This window comes from Streptosporangium sp. CA-115845, from assembly GCF_050943795.1.
GTDB lineage: Bacteria > Actinomycetota > Actinomycetes > Streptosporangiales > Streptosporangiaceae > Streptosporangium.
The window spans coordinates 1,561,941-1,581,710 of the sequence record NZ_CP191988.1; the positions used below are offsets into that span (position 1 = coordinate 1,561,941).

The 19,770-nt window shown below is 69.5% G+C and carries 13 protein-coding genes and 1 pseudogene; 9 read left to right on the plus strand and 5 right to left on the minus strand.

The annotated features are described in order from the left end of the window. Nucleotides 1-16 precede the first annotated feature (16 nt). Nucleotides 17-697, plus strand: coding sequence for a hypothetical protein (locus tag ACQP0P_RS09485; RefSeq protein ID WP_433373661.1), 681 nt, complete (start codon nt 17-19; stop codon nt 695-697). On the opposite strand, the gene ACQP0P_RS09490 is transcribed toward ACQP0P_RS09485, so the two are convergent. The 3 genes from ACQP0P_RS09490 to ACQP0P_RS09500 form a co-directional block, all read right to left on the minus strand. After that, nucleotides 669-1,307: a response regulator gene (locus ACQP0P_RS09490; RefSeq protein ID WP_433373663.1), complete on the minus strand. Its 639-nt coding sequence runs from the start codon at nt 1,305-1,307 to the stop codon at nt 669-671. The genes ACQP0P_RS09485 and ACQP0P_RS09490 overlap by 29 nt on opposite strands. Further along, nucleotides 1,285-3,354 carry a sensor histidine kinase gene (locus ACQP0P_RS09495; protein ID WP_433373666.1) on the minus strand — a complete coding sequence of 690 codons (2,070 nt, stop codon included), beginning with the start codon at nt 3,352-3,354 and terminating at the stop codon, nt 1,285-1,287. Before ACQP0P_RS09495 ends, ACQP0P_RS09490 begins: the two co-directional genes overlap by 23 nt. A 104-nt stretch (nt 3,355-3,458) precedes the next feature. Beyond that, nucleotides 3,459-4,967: an FAD-binding oxidoreductase gene (locus tag ACQP0P_RS09500; protein WP_433373669.1), complete on the minus strand. Its 1,509-nt coding sequence runs from the start codon at nt 4,965-4,967 to the stop codon at nt 3,459-3,461. Between the two features lie 507 nt (nt 4,968-5,474). On the opposite strand from ACQP0P_RS09500, the pseudogene ACQP0P_RS09505 reads away from it, so the two are divergent. The 3 genes and pseudogenes from ACQP0P_RS09505 to ACQP0P_RS09515 form a co-directional block, all read left to right on the plus strand. Further along, nucleotides 5,475-6,667, plus strand: a pseudogene (locus ACQP0P_RS09505) (RNA-guided endonuclease InsQ/TnpB family protein); the annotation flags it as partial. A 160-nt stretch (nt 6,668-6,827) separates the two neighbouring features. Next, nucleotides 6,828-7,031 (plus strand): zf-HC2 domain-containing protein, encoded by a 204-nt coding sequence (locus ACQP0P_RS09510; RefSeq protein WP_433373672.1) that lies wholly within the window; start codon nt 6,828-6,830, stop codon nt 7,029-7,031. Nucleotides 7,032-7,579: 548 nt separating this feature from the next. Continuing rightward, nucleotides 7,580-12,460: an NAD-glutamate dehydrogenase gene (locus ACQP0P_RS09515; RefSeq protein WP_433373675.1), complete on the plus strand. Its 4,881-nt coding sequence runs from the start codon at nt 7,580-7,582 to the stop codon at nt 12,458-12,460. Nucleotides 12,461-12,584: 124 nt separating this feature from the next. Here ACQP0P_RS09515 and ACQP0P_RS09520 read toward each other — a convergent pair whose 3' ends face one another. Continuing rightward, nucleotides 12,585-13,691: a hypothetical protein gene (locus tag ACQP0P_RS09520; RefSeq protein WP_433373678.1), complete on the minus strand. Its 1,107-nt coding sequence runs from the start codon at nt 13,689-13,691 to the stop codon at nt 12,585-12,587. A gap of 65 nt (nt 13,692-13,756) precedes the next feature. Here ACQP0P_RS09520 and prfB point away from each other — a divergent pair, with 65 nt between their 5' ends. Then, on the plus strand, nt 13,757-14,878 hold the full coding sequence (gene prfB, locus ACQP0P_RS09525; protein WP_433373681.1) for a peptide chain release factor 2: 1,122 nt from the start codon (nt 13,757-13,759) through the stop codon (nt 14,876-14,878). Between the two features lie 63 nt (nt 14,879-14,941). On the opposite strand, the gene ACQP0P_RS09530 is transcribed toward prfB, so the two are convergent. Continuing rightward, nucleotides 14,942-15,130, minus strand: coding sequence for a hypothetical protein (locus tag ACQP0P_RS09530; RefSeq protein ID WP_326636222.1), 189 nt, complete (start codon nt 15,128-15,130; stop codon nt 14,942-14,944). 236 nt (nt 15,131-15,366) lie between these two features. On the opposite strand from ACQP0P_RS09530, the gene ftsE reads away from it, so the two are divergent. From ftsE to ACQP0P_RS09550, 4 genes are all read left to right on the plus strand, one after another. Next, nucleotides 15,367-16,056: a cell division ATP-binding protein FtsE gene (ftsE, locus tag ACQP0P_RS09535; RefSeq protein WP_012888192.1), complete on the plus strand. Its 690-nt coding sequence runs from the start codon at nt 15,367-15,369 to the stop codon at nt 16,054-16,056. 43 nt (nt 16,057-16,099) lie between these two features. Further along, nucleotides 16,100-17,008, plus strand: coding sequence for a permease-like cell division protein FtsX (ftsX, locus tag ACQP0P_RS09540; protein WP_350920942.1), 909 nt, complete (start codon nt 16,100-16,102; stop codon nt 17,006-17,008). Between the two features lie 98 nt (nt 17,009-17,106). Continuing rightward, nucleotides 17,107-17,574, plus strand: coding sequence for an SsrA-binding protein SmpB (gene smpB, locus ACQP0P_RS09545; protein ID WP_350920945.1), 468 nt, complete (start codon nt 17,107-17,109; stop codon nt 17,572-17,574). After that, entirely contained in the window at nt 17,571-19,466 is a 1,896-nt protein-coding gene (locus tag ACQP0P_RS09550) for a penicillin-binding transpeptidase domain-containing protein (RefSeq protein ID WP_433373685.1), read from the plus strand. The genes smpB and ACQP0P_RS09550 overlap by 4 nt, the downstream gene beginning before the upstream one ends. Nucleotides 19,467-19,770: the final 304 nt, after the last annotated feature.

The following is a 19,770-nucleotide window of genomic DNA, read 5'->3' on the forward strand; positions in this document are numbered from 1 at the left end:
GTTCGCTGTTCAGGTGATGAAAAATCCTGATTCGTTCCGCCGGATCGTCGCCGGCATCGCCCTGCTCGCCTGGCCGCTGCTGGAGTTCCTCGCCTTCCTCACCGCGCCGCCGGGAAGAAGCCACGCCCCCGCGGTCTTCCGCGAGAACGCGACGACAGTGCAGGTCAGCGCGCTTCTCTACCTGTGGGCCGCGCTCGCCCTCATCCCGGTGACCTTCGCCCTGGCCCACCTGCTGCGTAGGCGCGCCCCGATGACGGGCAACCTGGGGGCCGCGATCGGCCTGATCGGCTCCGGGCACGCGCTGACGCTCTTCACCACCGACTTCTACGACCTGGCCCTGGCCCAGATACTGCCCGACGCGCAGGCGGAGGCGGTCACGGCCCGGGCCGGCGAGCTGTGGGGATTCCTGTACGGCATGCTGCTGCCCGGCTTCCTCGCCCACGTCGGGCTGTTCACCCTGCTCATCGCGCTGGCCGCGGTCAGGATCGCCCCCTGGTGGGTGCCGGTCGCCGCGTTCGCGGGAACGTTGGTCCCCTTCCTGGCCATCGACCAGGCACCGGCCGTGCAGGCGACGGGCGCCCTGTTCCACCTGGCCGCGTACGGCTGGATCGCGCTGCGCGTGCTGCGGATGCCGGACGCCGAGTGGAGTGGGGAGGTCAGCGGGCAGGTCACAACCCCGCTTCCCGCGCGCGCATGATCGCCTGTGCCCGGTCCGCCACCTGGAGCTTGGTGAAGACGGCCGACACGTGATTGCGCACGGTCTTCTGGCTCAGCCCGAGCCTGGCGGCGATCTGCGGGTTCGTCAGATGCTCGGCGACCAGGCCGAGGATCTCACGCTCCCGTCTGGTCAGCTCGGGCAGCGCCTCCTCCCGCCCGTGCTCGCGCCCCTGCTCGCCGAAGTAGCTCACCAGCCGGGTGGCGATGGCCTGGCCGAAGATGGCCTCGCCCTCGGCCGCCGCCTGCACGGACCGGACGATCTCCGCCTTCCTGGCGCCCTTGAGAACGTAGCCTCTGGCGCCGGCGCGCATGGCCGCGAACACCGAGTCGTCGTCGTCCGACATGCTGAGCACGACCACCCGGATGTGCGGGTGGTCGTGGGTGAGCCGCTCGGTGGCCGCGACCCCGCCCATCCCCGGCATCGCCAGGTCCATCAGGACCACGTCGGGCTGCGCCCGCCCGACCAGGGCCAGCGCCTGCTCGCCGCTGGCCGCCTCGTCGGCGATCTCGATCCCCTCGGTCGTCGACAGCAGGGTCCGCAGCCCCGCGCGAAAACCCGGATGGTCGTCAACCAGCAGGATCCGGATCACCGCTGTCTCCTTCCTCGGCCGCCGGCAGCACGACCCTGACAAGGGTCCCGCCTCCCGGATGTTCCTCGAACACGCACGATCCGCCCAACTCCACAGCGCGCTCCCGCATCGACGCCAGTCCGACCCCCGCGCGGCCCGGCCCTCCGGGGCCGTCGGGGGCGGGCGCCTCCCGGCGCATCCCCCGGCCGTCGTCGGAGACCTCCAGCCTCAGCGTGCCGTCCGCCATCTCGATCCGTAGCTCCACGCGGGTCGCTCCGGCGTGCCTGCGCACGTTGGCCAGCGCCTCGGACGCGATCCGGTAGGCGGCGACCTCGGTGGCGGCCGGCAGCGGCGGCAGGTCGTCCGGGGCGCGCAGGGCCACGCGCAGGCCGGCCGGTTGCCGGATCGTATGGGCGCGGAGCGCGCCGAGCAGCCCCAGGGAGTCCAGCGCGGGTGGGCGCAGGCCGTCCACCAGGGTCCGCACGTCGGCCACCGCGGCCTCGGCATCGGAGACGATCTCGGCCAGCAGTCGCCGCGCGTGCTCGTCCTCGACCAGGTCGTGCACGGCCTCGGCACGCATGGTCAGTGCGGCCAGCGTGGGCCCGAGTCCGTCGTGCAGGTCGCGCCTCAGCCTGCGCCTCTCCTCCTCGCGGGCCATCACCAGCCGCTCCCGCGAGCGTCGCAGGTCGGCGGAGAGCCGTACGGCGTGCACGGCCACCGAGATCTGCCTGGCCAGGTCGCCGAGGACGCGCAGGTCGCGGGGGCCGAACTCGCTCTCTCCCGGCCTGGGCGACAGGATGAGGTCGCCGGCCCGTTCGCCGTTGTGCGTCAGCGGCAGCCGTACGAGCTCCCCTCCGGGCGTGCCGGACGCGTACCGCGCGCCCCCGGCCGTCTCGACCGCCGCGTACGGCAGGCGCAGTGCCTCGGCGACCGACCGGGCGACCCTCGGCAGCACGGTGCCCGGTTCGGCGGTGCTCTCCAGCCTGCGGCCCAGGCAGGTGAGCGCCGCGTACGGATCGTCACGCTCCCCGTACATCAGCAGGTTGACCCAGCCCTGCAGCCGTTCCCGCAGCGGCGCGAAGGCGAGGGCCACGAGCCCGGCGGCCAGGATCGAGATCGGCAGGTCCCCGGTGGGGAAGAGCGCGCCGAGGTAACCGACCACGACCACGTACCCGCTGGTCACGCACCCCGACAGCAGCGCGTAGACCAGCGTTCGGTTGATCACCAGGTCGATGTCGAAGAGCCGGTGGCGCAGGATCGCGACGCAGATGGCGACCGGCAGGAGGGTCATGCCGGTCGCGCCGACCAGCTCCCACAAGGTGTTGGTGGTGGGCCAGATGGCGCCGGGGACGTCGTCGGTCAGCCCGGCCGCCAACCTGGCCGAGACGACCACCACCTCGATGCCGACCGCGTAGACCAGCCAGGCGACCTGGCGGCGCTCCCGGCTGCCGCTCCGAAGAGTCCGCACGCCCAGGTCCAGCGCGCCCACGAAGAACACCACGGCGAACAGGGCGGTTATCGCCGTCTCCACCACCGGTGCCACGTCCGCGAGACCGGCCACTCCGAGCGGGTTGACCACACCGCTGTCCTCGGCGACCTGGCTGTTCTCACCGGGCCGGAACGCGCCGACCACCATGGTCACCGCTCCCGCGGCGGTGGCGCCGATCACCAGCCGGCGCGCTCCCGCAGAGGACAGCCGCCCATCGGGGAAGAACAGCGGGATCAGGCAGGCCGACAGGTTAGCCGGCACCCAGAGCCAGGTCTGTGGCCAGGCCAGGGCTTCGGCCAGTGGCAGCCCGGGACGGGTGACGAGGCCGAGGATCGCGTACTGCCCGCAGAACTCCATGAGCGCGAAGCAGAACGCGCTCACCGTCAGCAGCCGGCCCACCCCGTGCTCGGGGCGGCGCGAACCGATGAGGCCGCCCGCCAGCGCGCAGGCCATCACGAACAGCAGGTGGGACAGGGCGAGCGGATTCGTCCCGTTGAGAACGGCCAGGGCGACGGCGAGCACGGTCAGCACCAGGGTCAGGGCGCACCATGACCACGCGATGCGTGCCGCTGCCGCCACTGTGCCTCCCAAGCCGGTCGCCACACCGTATCCGGCCCGGGGGACGATGTCTCGGGGTGGGACTCGCCGATCAAAGGAGCCTGCGGCCCGGGCGGTCCCCGGGGTCAGATTCCCTGGGGGAGCCGGAACAGGCGGCCCGGGTCGCGGGTGGCCTTGATCTGGGCGAGCCTGGTGGCGTTCGCCCCGTAGTAGGCCGCGCGCCAGCTGCCGAGCTCGGGGTCTGTGTAGTTGACGTAGGCGTGGTCGCCGAAGTGGGGTCGCATCGCCGCGTGCGCGGTCCTGGCCCAGGTGGCCGCTCCGGCGCGGTGGGCGTAGTACTGCACGCTGTAGAGGGCGGCCCGGTGCGGGAAGGCGGTGGCGTCGGGGCGGACCCGGGCGACGGCGCCGCCGAGGGCGTCCAGCAGCACGGTGTGGTTGCCGGGGCGGGCGACCTGGGTGACCAGAGCCCTGGCTCCGGCCTCGGAGAGCGGGCGGTAGGCCATGTGCGACTTGGCGCTGAAGGTGTCCCTGGACAGCCGCCCGCCCCTGGTCTGCCCCGGCAGGGACCCGCCCAGGTGGCACTGGGTGACCGAGAGCGAACCGCAACCCGCCATGGTCAGCATGGCCTGACGGTAGGAGGTCTGCCGGACGTAGCTCGACGAGGGCGACCCGGCCGCGTCGGCCAGCCGGTCGAGCAGCCGCTCGCAGCCGGCCCTGCCGCCGAGATAGAGCCCGACGACCTGCACGTCCATCCCGCCGTCGCGGCTGAGGTGCATGCCCGACCACAGGGCGTCCGGGGCCGAGGGGCCCCACGCCTGCCAGGCGCGCAGCGCCCTGACCGCCTTCGACCACGGCCAGTGCAGGAAGAACACCGTGACCTCGCGGGCCGGGTGGGTCCGGAACTCGAAGGAGACCGCCACGCCGAGGTTGCCCCCGCCGCCGCCCCGCGAGGCCCAGTACAGGTCGGCGTTGCGGTTGGCGTCGCAGGTCAGCAACTGTCCATCGGCCGTGACGAGCTGGACGGACTCCATCACGTCGCAGGTCAGGCCGTACTTCCTGGAGACCACGCCGATGCCGCCGCCCAGCGCCAGTCCGCTCACCCCGACCGTGGCGCAGGTCCCGGCGGGGATGCTGACCCCGCTCGCGGCGAGCCTGTCGTAGACGTCGATCAGCTTGGCGCCCGCCCCGACCCTCGCCCGCCCGGCGGTGTGGCTCACCGTGCTCATCCGGGACACGTCCAGGACCAGGCCGGTCCCGGTGGACCAGCCCGCGTAGGAGTGCCCGCCGGACCGCACGGCCAGCGGCACGTTCAGCCGGCGCGCGAAGCCGACGCACTCGGCGACGTCGGAGGGGTTGGCGCAGTAGGCCACGCCCGCGGGCCGCACCGCGTCGAAGGTGGGATTGAACAGCCGGCGTGCGCTGTCGTACGAGGCGTCGCCAGGCCGGATGACCTTGCCGGCCAGCCCGTCGGCCAGGGCCCGCCAGTCGGCGGGGCGCGGGCCGCTCGCGGCGCCCGTGGTATCCCGGCCGGTCACGCCGGTGGCGCCCAGGGCGGGTGTGCCCTGAGCGCCCAGTGCCAGGGCGGCAAGGCCGCCGGTACGAAGGAATGCCCGCCTGTCAGGAGCGGTCCGCATGCGTTCTCCCCGAGGTTCCGTGTCGACTACCCGATAGGACGACCGCACCCATCACCTGGTTGGTCACATTCACATCACCGTTCGCTCGATACCGATGGTTGTCTCATCGGTGTTTATCGGTTCTCCTCTGGATTCCTCCGTCCGGTGGGCCGGGGCATCGGAAGGGATGGCAGGCGGTGTCGGGTTTCCCCGTTGGGAAGCTGTCGATCACCGCCCGGGGATAAGCTCACCGTCATCGGACGGCGACGCCGGGTAAAGGGTGGGGTTGGGTGGTGCGGGTTCATCAGGCCTGCCGCCACCCCCTCGGCCCCACCCCGCGGCGGGCCGAGGCGTTGCGAGAACTGTCTCCAGAACACCGTGAAGTCATCTAATAACTCCCGTGGATACCCCGGCCTTCAGGTCGGGGAGGAAACGGGAGCGGGAAGGCGCTCTAGCGCCTGAGCGTGCCTGGACCCGCACGACCCACCCCACCCAACACTTAACTGATCTTGCAGTAGGGTGTGAAACATGGCGCAGATCGTGAAGCGGGCATTCAAGTTCCGCTTCTACCCGACGGACGAGCAGGCAGCGGAGCTGTCTCGCACGTTCGGCTGCGCCCGCCTCGTCTACAACAAAGCCCTCGAACACCGCACCCGCGCCTACACCCAGGAAGGCCGCCGCGTCTCCTACGTGGAGTCCTCGGCCGCGCTCACCGCGTGGAAGAAGACCGAGGACCTCGCGTTCCTGTCCGAGGTGTCCTCGGTCCCGCTCCAGCAGGCGCTTCGCCACCTGCAGGCCGCGTTCTCCAACTTCTTCGCCAAACGCGCGAAGTACCCCACGTTCAAGTCCCGTAAGAAGTCCCGGGCGAGCGCCGAGTACACCCGTAGTGCCTTCCGATGGAAGGACGGCCGGATCACCCTCGCGAAGATGAACGGGCCACTGGACATCGTGTGGTCGCGTCCGCTGCCCGAGGGGGCCGAGCCGTCCACGGTGACCGTGTCGAGGGACGCGGCCGGGCGCTGGTTCGTGTCCCTGCTGGTCGAGGAGCGCATCACCCCGCTCCCCCCGGCCGCGAGTACGGTTGGGGTGGACGCGGGCCTCACCGCCCTGGTCACCCTCTCCACCGGGGAGAAGATCGTCAACCCCGGGCACGAGCGGGCCGACCGCAAGCGCCTGGCCAAGGCTCAGCGCAGCCTCGCCCGCATGGAGAAGGGGTCGAACAACCGGCGGAAGGCGAAACTCAAGGTCGCCCGTGTCCATGCCCGGATCGGTGATCGGCGCCGTGATCACCTGCACAAGGTCACCACTCGTCTCGTCCGTGAGAACCAAACGGTCGTGATCGAGGACCTCACCGTGCGCAACATGGTGAGGAACCACAGCCTGGCCCGCGCGATCTCGGATGCGAGCTGGCGTCGGATGCGGTCCATGCTGGAGTACAAGGCCGCCTGGTACGGGCGGGAACTCCTCGTCGTGGACCGCTGGTTCCCCTCCTCCAGGCTGTGCTCGGCGTGCGGGGCGATCCAGCGGTCCATGCCGTTGGGCGTCCGGGACTGGGTGTGTGCCTGCGGCGCCGCCCATGACCGGGACGTCAACGCCGCGAAGAACATCCTCGCCGCCGGGCTGGCGGAGAGGTGAAACGCCTGTGGAGCCGGTGTAAGACCTCAAAGGGGATTTCTCCTGGCGGGCGACTGGCGGTGAAGCAGGAACCCTCACGGGCGACCGTGGGAATCCCCCTCGTTTACGAGGGGGAGGATGTCAACGAGCGGACTTACCTACGGGACCGTACGATTAACGAGGCGGCGGAACTCCTCGGGATGCCGCCGGGTACGGTCAAGTCCGGGCTCTCCGAAAGGTTCTGAAGGAGAGAGGTGTCGCGAGCCGATGTTCCCCTCCCCGCATCATGACGTGGCGGCGTACGCCCTCGGGGTGCTCGACGAAGAGGACCACGAGGCGTTCCAACGCCACCTCATGACGTGCGAGGAGTGCCGGATCGAGCTCCGGGAGCCGAGCGAGGTTCCCGGATTCCTCGATGTGGTCCGGCGGGACCGCTCCAACTCCACGGACGACGGTCGAATGTCACATTGACGTTTGGCCGGTTTTCGGGTGATATCAGTAACGGTGGTGTGCCCCGGTCAACGAGGATCGGGGTAAAGGGCCACTGGAGGTGTCGTGCCACGGGCCAAGCCCGATGGGCGGAGTGCGGGCCGGACGGCCCCGCCCGCCGGGCGAGGTGCAGGGAGCGAGACCCGACTCGCCCGGCTGCGCCGTAGCCTCGCCGAGGCGACCCTGTGGGATGATTGTCCTACCGCCATCTCCCAGGGAGAGCCCGTCGTCTCCGGCCCGGAGACCTTCCGTTCTCCGCGGGCGACGGTGAGAGATCTCGGCTCACATGACGAGCCGAGGCAACCGGCCGGAAACCCACCCACCCGTGACGAGACGGTCACCGTGTGGCGGGCGTTCCGCGCCCAGGGTCTCCGAACGAGGAGCGTGACCGGGAACGGGTGGCCCGAAGAGGGCACCGCACACCGGAACGCGGGTGCGGAGACATCACTTTCTCCCTGGCGGGAATCATGAGTTTCAACATGATTCCTCATCAAAATGTGCAAAATCCCTCACAAAGGAGTGAGAGCGACATGCCGCTCGACGAGGCCAAGGACGAGCTGCTGAGGAGTGCCGCCGAGACGTGCGCGCACACACCTGGCAGCGATCACGTGAGCGTGGAGGAGGCGCTCGCCTTTCTGCGGCTCTACTACCGGCATGTCGCCCCGGAGGACCTGCTGAGCAGGAATCCGGTCGATCTGTACGGCCCGGCGATCGCCCAGCGGCAGCTCGCCAGGGAGCGCCCCCAGGGCCGAGCCCTGGTCCGGGCCTACACGCCGAGCCTGGAGGAGCACGGCTGGGATCCCGGGGTCTCCATTGTGGAGATCGTCACCGATGACATGCCCTTCCTCGTCGACTCGGTGACGATGGAGCTCGACCGTCACGACATCGGCACCCACCTGGTCATCCACCCGCAGATGCGGGTGCGCAGGGACATGACCGGCAAGCTGCTCGGACACGGCCAGGAGGACGTCACCGGGCAGATGCTCGCCGAGTCCTGGATGCACTTCGAGATCGACAGGCAGTCCGACCCCGCCGTGCTCAGGTCGATAGAGGCCGAGCTGCAGCGTGTCCTGGAGGACGTGCGCGGCGCCGTCGAGGACTTCGTCAAGATGCGCGCGCTCGCCCTGCGGACCGCCGAGGACATCTCGGCCAACCCGCCGCCCCTCGACCCCGCCGGGGTGGAGGACAGCCTGGAGCTGATGCGCTGGCTGGCCGACGGGCACTTCACCTTCCTGGGCTACCGCGAGTACCGCCTGGAGGAGAGCGAGGAGGGCGACAGGCTGCACCCGATGCCCGGTACCGGGCTGGGCATCCTCCGCAACGACCGTGCCGACTCCGGCAGCTTCGCCGCGCTCCCTCCCGAGCTGCGCGCCAAGGCCCGCGAGAAACAGCAGATGCTGATCATCACCAAGGCCAACACCCGCGCCACGGTCCACCGGTCCGCCTACCTCGACTACGTGGGCGTCAAGCTCTTCGACGCCTCGGGCGAGGTCGTCGGTGAGCGGCGCTTCCTCGGCCTCTTCACCCATGTGGCCTACAGTGAGTCGATCTCGCGCGTCCCGGTGCTCCGGCGCAAGCTGGCCGAGGTGATCGTGCTCGCCGGCCTGACCGCAGACAGCCACGACGGCAAGGACCTCATCGAGATCCTGGAGACCTTCCCCAGGGACGAGCTCTTCCAGACCTCGGTGGAGCAGCTGCTGCCGATCGCGCTCGGCGTGCTCAGGCTCCGCGAGCGCAAGCAGGTCAAGGTCTTTCTCCGCCCTGACGACTACGGCCGTTACGTCTCGTGCATGATCTACCTTCCGCGTGACCGCTACACCACCAAGATCCGCGTCAAGATGCAGGACATCCTGCTCAGGGCGCTCGGCGGCACCTCCTTCGACTACAGCGCGATGATCGGCGAGTCGGCCCTCGCCCGGCTGCACGTGGTCGTGCGTGGCGAGCGCGGCAGGCCGCTGCACGCCGACGCGGTGAACGTCGAGGAGCTGGAGGCCAGGCTGGCCGCCGCCACCAGGTCCTGGGAGGACGACCTGGTCACCGCGATCACCGAGCTGAGCCCCGAGGACGAGGCCCCCGGACTCGTCCGCCGCTACGCCTCGGCGTTCCCCGAGGGGTACAAGGCCGACTTCCCCGCCCGGATGGCGGTCGCCGACCTGCGTCGCCTGGAGGCGCTGGCCGGCTCCTCCGACGAGATCGGGATGAACCTCTACGAGCCCTATGACGCCTCGGAGGGAGAGCGTCGCTTCAAGCTCTACCGCCTCGGCGCGCCCGTCTCCCTGTCGAGGGTGCTGCCGCTGCTCCAGCGGATGGGCGTGGAGGTGGTCGACGAGCGGCCGTACGAGATCGACCGTGACAACGACCCGGCGACCAAGGACGCCTGGATCTACGACTTCGGCCTGCGCTACACGCCCTCGCCCGAGGTGGACAGGGACGAGTTCAAGCGGCTCTTCCAGGACGCGTTCGGCGCCCTGTGGGCCGGGCGGGTGGAGAGCGACGGGTTCAACGGGCTGGTCCTGACCGCCGGTCTGACCTGGGAGCAGGCCGAGATCCTGCGCGTCTACGCCAGGTACCTGCGCCAGGCGGGCACCACGTTCAGCCAGGAGTACATCGAGCGGGTGCTGATGGGCAACGTGCGACTCGCGCGGTTGCTGGTGCGCCTGTTCGAGGCCAGGCTCAATCCCCGGCGCCCGGCGGAGGTCCGCGCGGACCTGGCCGACGCGCTGCACGAGGAGATCCTCGCGGCCCTGGACGAGGTGGCCTCCCTGGACGAGGACCGGATCCTGCGGGCCTACCTGGAGATGATCGGGGCCACGCTCCGGACCAACTACTTCCAGCGGGTCGGCGGCGAGCGCAAGCCGTACGTCAGCCTGAAGCTGGACTCGCCGTCGATCAGCGTGCTGCCGCTGCCCCGGCCGAAGTTCGAGGTGTTCGTCTACTCGCCCCGGGTCGAGGGTGTTCACCTGCGGTTCGGCAAGGTCGCGCGGGGTGGGCTGCGCTGGTCGGACCGGATGGAGGACTTCCGCACCGAAGTGCTCGGGCTGGTGAAGGCACAGATGGTGAAAAACACCGTCATCGTTCCCACCGGCTCCAAGGGTGGCTTTGTCGTCAAAAATCCGCCGAAGTCGGGGTCGCGGGAGGACACCCTGGCCGAGGGCATCGCCTGCTACCGGATGTTCATCTCCGGACTGCTCGACCTCACGGACAACCTCGTCGACGGCCAGGTGGTCCCGCCCGCCGACGTGGTCAGGCACGACGAGGACGACACCTACCTGGTGGTCGCCGCGGACAAGGGCACCGCGACGTTCTCCGACATCGCCAACGCCGTGTCCAAGGAGTACGGCTTCTGGCTGGGCGACGCCTTCGCCTCCGGCGGCTCGATCGGCTACGACCACAAGGCCATGGGCATCACCGCCCGAGGCGCCTGGGAGTCGGTCAAGTACCACTTCCGCACGACCGGTGTCGACATCCAGAACACCGACTTCACCGTGGCCGGAATCGGCGACATGTCCGGTGACGTGTTCGGTAACGGCATGCTGCTCTCCCAGCACATCCGGCTGGTCGCGGCGTTCGACCACCGGCACGTCTTCGTCGACCCCCACCCGGACGTCGCCCGGAGCCACACCGAGCGCGCCCGGCTGTTCGCGCTGCCCCGCAGCTCGTGGGCCGACTACGACGACTCACTCATCTCCACCGGAGGCGGTGTCTGGCCCCGTACGGCCAAGTCGGTCCCCGTCTCCGCGCAGATGCGCGCCGCGCTCGGCCTCGACGACGACGTGACGTCGCTGGCCCCGGCCGACCTGATCAGCGCCATCCTGCGGGCCCCGGTCGACCTGCTGTGGAACGGCGGCATCGGCACCTACGTCAGGGCGTCGAGCGAGTCCAACGCCGACGTCGGCGACAAGGCCAACGACGGCCTGCGGGTCACCGCCGCCGAGCTGCGCTGCAAGGTGATCGGTGAGGGCGGCAACCTGGGCTTCACCCAGCTCGCCCGGATAGAGTTCGCGCTCAACGGCGGGCTGATCAACACCGACTTCATCGACAACTCCGCCGGTGTGGACACCTCCGACCACGAGGTCAACATCAAGATCCTCCTGGACCGGGCGATCCGGGAGGGGGAGATCACCGACAAGCGGCGCAACCAGCTCTTCCTCGACATGACCGGTGAGGTGGCCCAGCTGGTCCTGCGTGACAACTACGACCAGAACGTGGTGCTGGCCGCCGCCCGTGAGCAGGCGGCCGACATGCTGCACATCCACTCGCGCCAGCTGCGCAGGCTGGAGCGGGCCGGCCTGCTCAACCGGGAGCTGGAGTTCCTGCCGTCGGACAAGACGCTCGCCGAGCGCCGCCAGTCCGGGATCGGGCTCACCGCGCCGGAGTTCTCGGTGCTGCTGGCCTACACCAAGCTGGTGACCGACGCCGAGATCCTCGCCTCCGACCTGCCGGACGATCCCTACCTGACGTCCTGGCTGGTGTCCTACTTCCCTTCGGCACTGCGCGACGGGGAGGTCCGCGCCTACATGGACACCCACCCGCTCCGGAGGGAGATCATCACCACCGGTGTGGTGAACGACCTGGTCAACTCCAGCGGGACCACCTTCATGTTCCGCCTCGGCGAGGAGAGCGGCGCGTCCACTCCCGACATCGCCCGCGCCTACCTGGTGACGCGCGAGGTCTTCGACCTGCCCAGCCTCTGGCACCAGATCGAGGAGCTGGACAACAAGGTCGACACCTCCGCCCAGATCGCCATGGAGTTGGAGGCCCGCAAGCTCGTCGAGCGGGGCACCAGGTGGCTGCTGGGCAACCGGCGCCCGCCGCTGGACCTGGCCTCCACGGTCGACTTCTTCGCCAAGGGCATGAACGGCCTGCTGCCGCACCTGCCCAAGCTGCTGACCGGGGCCGACCTGGTCGCGTTCGAGGAGCGGCGCGACGGTTTCGTCTCCCGGGGCGTCCCCGCCGAGCTGGCCGAGCGCGTCGCCGCGATGGTGCCCGCCTACTCCACGTTCGATCTGGTCGAGGTGGCCGCGCGCACCGACAGGCCGGTGCACGACGTCGCCGAGGTCTACTTCGACCTCGCCGACCGGCTTCAGCTCTCCAGGCTGCGCGAGCGCGTCATCGCGCTGCCCAGGGACAGCCGCTGGAACTCCATGGCGCGGGCCGCGCTCCGCGACGACCTCTACGCCGCGCACGCGGCGCTCACCCACAACGTCCTGGTGCACAGCGCGCCGGGGCTGTCGCCAGAGGAGCGCCTGGCGCGCTGGACCGAGGCCAACTCGGCCGCGGTCTCGCGGGCGAAGCAGACCCTGTCGGAGATCTGGGAGAGCGACAACTTCGACCTCGCGACCCTGTCGGTGGCGCTGCGCGCGATCCGCACGCTGGTGGCCACCATCAACCTCCCGCACGCCGAGGCCTGACCCGAGTGCCGGGCCCCGCACACCGGGGCCCGGCCCTGTTTTCCGCATGTCACCCGATCACCCACGGTGTCGAATCGGCGGCAGCCGCCGGCCCGCGACGATGCGGTATGTGCGGAAGGCGGGGCTAGCTCACGATGACCTTCGTGAGGCCGCCCAGGTAGCCGACGACCCTGGCGGGCCGGCCGCTGTCCTTGGCCGGGACCGTGCTCACGTACAGCTGCGTCTCCACGGTGCGCAGTTCCTCACGGATGAAGCTCTCGGTCGTCAGCTTCCTGGCGTCCGGCGGGATACGGGCGTCCGACGCGCACGGATCGATCTTGACGCTCCTGGTCGTCGTCCTGATCAGCGAGTAGACGACCAGCGCGCCGCCGTCGGTGGTGCGCAGCGCGTGCACCGGGTAGTTGCTCGCGGCGAAGATCGAGTCGTAGCCCAGGCACGCGTTCTTCCCGTCCTTGCGCCGCTTCGCGATCTCGTCGGCGAAGCCGGTCGTGTGCGGGCCCTTCTCGATCAGCCCGGCCGTGAACCCCCGCTCGCCCTCCTCGGCCGAGGTCGCGTGCAGCGGGGCCATGAGCCGCGGGCTGATCGCCACGGTCGCGTCATCCTCGCCCAGCGACGTCGCGTACCCGTCGGCGTCCTTGGTGATCTCGGGGGGCCGGGTGCCCTCATCGAGCAGCGAGGTCGAGCTGAGCCGCCAATCCTCCCCGGGCGACCGGATGAGGGTCAGCACGGCGGTGCGGACCCCGCCGGAGGGCTCCCCGCGGTCCACGATCGCGGCGAACCAGAGGGGACCGTTCTGCCCGCGCGGGACCAGCAGCTCGGGGGTGCCCCAGGTGTACGAGGGGAGTGCCTCGGCGGAGCCGTTGAAGGCCGCCGTCGTGAGGGCCTCCTGCCCGTCGCGGGTCTGCTCCCGCATGAGCCTGCGGTCGGCGTCCAGGTGCGGCGTCGCCGCACCCAGCACCCCGTCGGCGCCCAGGAAGCCGGCCAGGGCCGCTCTCGCCTCGTCGAGCGTGACCGGAGGCGCCGGGAGCGACGGCGCCGTCGTGGGGCGGGCCGCCGACGTGTCACCGGCCGGAGATCCCGACGGGCTCCGCCCCGGCCGCGCGTCACCGGAGACGGAACGGGGATCGGAACACGCCGCGGTCGCGGCGGCCAGTGCCAGCGCGAGCGCGAGCACGCCCCTTCGCCTGCGTCCGCGCACGTCCACCTCCCGATGCTCCCCGATGCGGGCCATGCTAGCCATGGTGGGAGAGAGTGCCGTACACGATCGGGTGCGAAGGTCGCGTACCCTTTACAGACGTGGCACTCATCGATCCGGCAGAACAGATCAACGAGCTTACCGGGACGCTGAACAGCATCCAGGACGTGCTCGACCTCGGCGCGATTCGCAAGCAGATCGAGGAGCTGGAGGATCAGGTCGCCGCGCCGGACCTGTGGAACGACCAGGAGCGCGCACAGAAGGTCACCAGCAAGCTCTCCTACCTCCAGGGCGAGGTCAACAGGGTCGAGTCGCTGGAGCGGCGGCTGGACGACCTCTCCGTCCTGTACGAGCTGGCCGCCTCCGAGGACGACGAGGACACCCAGCAGGAGGCCGACCGCGAGCTGGCGTCCCTGAAGAGCGACATCGGCGCGCTGGAGGTCCGCACCCTGCTGTCCGGGGAGTACGACGCCCGAGAGGCGGTCGTCACCATCCAGTCCCAGGCCGGTGGCGTGGACGCCGCCGACTGGGCCCAGATGCTCCAGCGGATGTACCTGCGGTGGGCCGAGCGCAAGGGCTACCCGACGGACATCTACGAGACCTCCTATGCGGAGGAGGCCGGGATCAAGTCGACGACCTTCACGGTCAAGGCGCCGTACGCGTACGGCACCCTCCGCGGCGAGCACGGCACGCACCGCCTGGTCCGGATCAGCCCGTTCGACAACCAGGGCCGCCGCCAGACGTCCTTCGCGGGCGTCGACGTGGTGCCGGTCGTCGAGACGACGGACCACATCGACATCAACGAGGACGACCTGCGCGTCGACGTCTACCGCTCCTCGGGCCCCGGCGGCCAGGGCGTCAACACGACCGACTCCGCGGTCCGGCTGACCCACCTGCCCACCGGCATCGTGGTCTCCTGCCAGAACGAGCGCTCGCAGCTGCAGAACAAGGCGACCGCGATGGCGGTCCTGCAGTCCAAGCTGCTGGAGCGCAAGCGGCAGGAGGAGGCGGCGGCGCTGAACGAGATCCGGGGCGAGTCGACCACGTCGTGGGGCACCCAGATCCGCAACTACGTGCTGCACCCCTACCAGATCGTCAAGGACCTGCGGACGGGCGCCGAGGCGGGCAACCCGAGCGCGGTGCTCGACGGAGACCTGGACGGCTTCATCGAGGCCGAGATCCGCTGGACCCGCCGCCAGGAGGCGGGCGTCGAGGGCGGGTAAGCCGCGTGCTCGCCTCACGGGCGCCTGGGCGTCCGTGAGGCCGTGTCCCCGGAAGGGACGCCGTCAGGCCCCGCTGAGGTGTCTCAGGGCCAGGGTGAGGAAGAAGAGCGCGATCAGCACCAGCGCGACGAACGCGGGGGTCATGCCGCCGAGGCCGTGGTGGTGCTGAGCGCGGTACGCGCGGCAGCGGGGGCAGCGGCCCTCGGCCACTGGGTGGGCACACCCCGCGCAGACCAGGTCTTCACAGCTCATGCCGTCCTCCCTCTTCGAGGTCAGAACCACTTTATCCGGTCGTTACCAGGCGCCGAATCGTTTTGTTTCCGTTATGGACGTTCCATGCCAGTCTTCCCCCTAGACTGGGCTCCGGCCAACCGGAACGTCGATCAAGCGTAAATGACCGGCGCCCCCCGACCGGCGAGAGGTGGAAGTGGCCCTCTGCCACTCCTGCGACCGTCCTACCCCCTAGACTGGCATGCCGTGATGCGCCCGTGATCCATTTTGATAATGTCACCAAGGTCTACGCGAACCAGAACCGGCCCGCGCTGGACCACGTCAGCGTCGATGTCGACAAGGGCGAGTTCGTGTTCCTCGTTGGCCCCTCGGGGTCCGGGAAATCGACCTTTCTCCGCCTGGTCCTGAAGGAGGAGCGCCCCAACTCGGGCGCGATCCACGTGGCCGGCAAGGACCTCGCCCGACTGTCCAACTTCAAGATCCCGCACCTGCGCCGCCGGATCGGTTGTGTCTTCCAGGACTTCCGGCTGCTCCCGAACAAGAACGTGTATGAAAATGTCGCGTTCGCTCTGGAGGTGATCGGCAAGCCACGGCGTTTCATCCGTAAGGTGGTCCCCGAGGTCGTCGAGCTCGTCGGCCTTGAAGGCAAGGCACACCGAATGCCCGACGAGCTGTCCGGTGGCGAGCAGCAGCGGGTCGCGATGGCCCGGGCGTTCGTCAACCGGCCGATGATCCTGCTGGCCGACGAGCCGACCGGAAACATCGACCCCGCGACGAGCATCGGCATCATGAAGGTGCTCGACCGGATCAACCGGACCGGCACCACGGTCGTCATGGCCACGCACGACGCGGCCATCGTCGACTCCATGCGCAAGCGGGTGGTGGAACTGGAGGACGGCAAGATCGTCCGTGACCAGTCGCGGGGCGTGTACGGCCAGGCGTACTGACACGCGTACTGACACCAGGACCGGAAAGAGCGACAGGAAGAGCATGCGGGCAAACTTCATCTTCTCCGAGGTCTGGATCGGCCTCCGCCGCAACCTCACGATGACCATCGCGGTCATCGTGACCGTGGCGATCGGCATGGCGTTGCTGGGCGTCGGTCTGATGATCAACTCCCAGATCTCCAGCATGAAGGACTTCTGGGCGGACAAGGTCGAGGTCTCGGTCTTCCTGTGCAAGAAGAACGACCCCTTCCCGCAGTGCAAGGGCAGTGGCGGCGTCAACGCCCAGGAGCAGGCCGAGCTGAAGGCGACCATCGAGGCCATGCCGCAGGTCGAGCAGGTCACCGTGGAGAACGCGGCCGAGGCCTACAAGAACTTCCGGGACCAGAACGCCAACAACACGGTGCTGCTCTCCGCCATCCAGGTCGAGGACATGCCCGAGTCGCTGCGGGTCAAGCTCAAGGACCCTGAGGCCTACGGGCCGGTGATCGAGGCGGTCAAGGGCGCTCCGGGAGTCTCCAACGTGGTCAACCAGAAGGAGCTCCTGGAGAAGTTCTTCGGGCTGCTGGAGAAGCTCCGCTGGGCCGCCCTCATCGTGGCGATCATCCTGGTCTTCGCGGCCACCCTGCTGATCGGCAACACCGTCAGGCTCTCGGCGTACAACCGAAGGCGTGAGACCGGCATCATGCGCCTGGTGGGCGCCTCCAACCTCTACATCCAGCTCCCGTTCGTGATGGAGGGCGTCATCGCCGGCCTGATCGGCGGTGTGGTGTCCGCGGTGATGCTGATCGTCAGTAAGGTCTTCCTCTTCGACGGGGTGCAGCTCTACCTCTCCCCCAACAGCCAGCTCTCCTGGGAGACGGTCGCCTCGGTGATCAGCCTCACCATGGTCATCGGTGTGTTCATCTGTGTGCTGGCCTCCTTCGTCACGCTCCGCCGCTACCTGCGGGTGTGACGCCCCCGTGCCCCTCCAGGACCGTCGCGCGGGCGCCCGGCGCCCGCGCGCCGCTCTCGGGCGCGGTTCGCGGCTCCGCTGACCGGTAGGCTCAACACATGCCACGTGAGACCGGGCGGAAGGTAATCGCCCAGAACAAGCGTGCCTGGCACGACTACCACATCGAGGACACCTACGAGGCTGGTCTTGTGCTCCAGGGCACGGAGGTCAAGTCGCTGCGGCTCGGCCGTGCCTCGCTCCTCGACGGGTACGCCGTCATCAAGGACGGCGAGGCATGGTTGATCAACGTCCACATCCCCGAATACACCATGGGTACCTGGACCAACCACGCCGCGCGCCGATCTCGCAAGCTCCTGCTGCACCGCAAGGAGATCGACAAGCTGGTCGCCAAGACCAAGGAGGGCGGCCTGACCCTGGTGCCGCTCGCCATCTACTTCAAGGACGGCAGGGCCAAGATCGAGATCGGCCTCGCCAAGGGAAAGAAGGACTGGGACAAGCGGCAGACGCTGGCCGAGAACCAGGCCAAGCGGGAGATGGCACGCGCGCTCAGGCACAGGAACAGATGACGGTGCGAGGAAGGGCCAGGCGTGCCGCCTCCGCGGCGCTCGCGCTGGCGGTGACGGCTCCCATGCTGTCCGCCTGCTTCGAGGAGCCCTCGGCCCACGAGGCGGTGCGCGACTTCCTGATCGGCTGGCAGACGGGCGACTACGCCGCGGCGGCCAAGCGCACCGACGGCGATGAGAAGGTTGTCAGCAAGGCGCTCGAAGACGCCAAACTCCAACTGGACGCGGCCTCGTTCCGCTTCAACGTCAAGAGCATGCGGCGCGCCGCGGACGAGGTCGAGGCCGACTTCGACGCCGAGGTCGACCTGGGGGAGAACAACCCCCTGTGGGAGTACGAGGGCAAGCTCCCGCTCCACCTGGTCGACGGCCACTGGAAGGTACGCTGGTCGCCCAGCGTTCTCCACCCCCAGCTGCGCGAGGGGCAGCGGTTCGCGGTGAAGGTCACCCCCGAGGGGCGCCAGCCGATCCTCGACCGCAACCGCGACCCGCTGCAGGAGAAGGCCGTCCTGCACGTGGCGAGCGTGATTCCGGCCAATCTGAAGAACGACGAGGCGGACAAGCTCTGCCAGCGGCTCTCCAAGATCACCGGCTTTCCGCATGACCGCCTGCTGAGCCGGATCCGTTCCGCCCAGCCCAACCTCCAGGTCCCGCTGGTCACCTTCGGCCGTACGAAGTTCGGGCAGCTCCGCGCCCAGCTTGAGGCGATCCCCGGCATCATCCTCTCCGAGCAGGAGCAGTCGGTCGCCCCCGCCTCGCCCACCCAGGTCGTCGGCACCGTCACCGCCGTCACCCCCGAGATCGAGCAGCAGCTCGGTGGTCCGCAGCGGGCCGGGGACACGGTCGGCAGGGCCGGTCTGCAGAAGGCGTACCAGGAGCACCTGACCGGCTCGACCGACACCCGTGTGATCACTGTCGATCTCAAGACGCTCAAGGTGACCGAGCTCAAGAAGTGGCGGCCCGACCGGTCCACCTCGCCGGTGCAGACCACGCTCGACCGCGCCCACCAGAAGGCGGCCGACAGCGCGCTGCTGGGCGGGTCCGGCATGATGGTCGCGGTTCAGGCCTCGACCGGCGACATCCTGGCGGTGTCCAGCACCAACGAGTACAACCAGGAGAAGCACGTCCTCGCCTTCGCCGGGAGGTTCCCCGCGGGGACCGCGTTCTCCATCATGTCCGTCGAGGGCATACTCAAGGCGCGGATCAGCCCCAAACAGAGGCTGGCCTGCCCCGCGGACAGGACCGTCGGTGGTGTCGCGTTCCATCAGGAGGGCGCGCCCATCGGGGTGACGCCGACCCTTCAGGCCAACTTCGCCACCGGTTGCGTGACCGCGCTCGCCTCGCTGGCCCGCAGGATCGACGGCTCCGAGTTGACGTCCGCCGCCGCGAAGTTCGGCATCGGGGCGCCCTGGGCCCTGCCGCTGAAGGGGTTCAGCGGTTCCATGAGGCCGCTCAAGAACGACGCCGCCACGGCGAAGGCACTCGCCGGGCAGAACGTGCTGGTCAGCCCGCTCTCCATCGCGCTGGTCGCCGGGGCGGTCGCCTCGGGCACCTGGCGTCCGCCGGTTCTGGTCACCGACCCGCGGACCACCGATCCCACGACGGAGACCGAGCCCTACCAGGCGCCCGATCCGATAAAACTGGACGAAAAGACCGTCGACACCCTCCGCACCTTCATGCGCAGTGGCGTGACCGCGGGCTCGGCACGTGCCGCCGCGGCTCCCGGCGACCCCGTCCACGGCATCACGGCCGTCACCTCGCAGAACCGCAAGCCGTTCGCCTGGTTCGTGGGATGGCAGGGAGACGTGGCCGTCGCCGTGCTGATGCAGAGCCCCGACCCCGCGGCAGGTGCGGCCGCCGCGGGACGGTTCTTCCGGGGGCTCCACGCTGGGCTGTGACCTCCCGGAATATTCTTTTCACCCTGAGCAACCGCAGGGTGCCTCGTTTGCGTCCTTCTAAGTGACCGGGCACCGCTTGGGGGGTTGCGGACTCGGTCGCTGTGATGAGATCAGGGCCTCATCTCGGGGGAGGCCCTGCCCGTCAGAACCGGCTCGACCCTGCCGGTCGACCCCGGGGACGCTCGCGATTCGCGGGCATCCCCGGGGTTTCGGTGCTCCCGGCCCGTGCCCGCACTGCGCCGAGCCCCCACCGCCTCGCCCGGCGCACCGGGCGGGAATTCGATTGGCGTTACCTCTGTTGTAA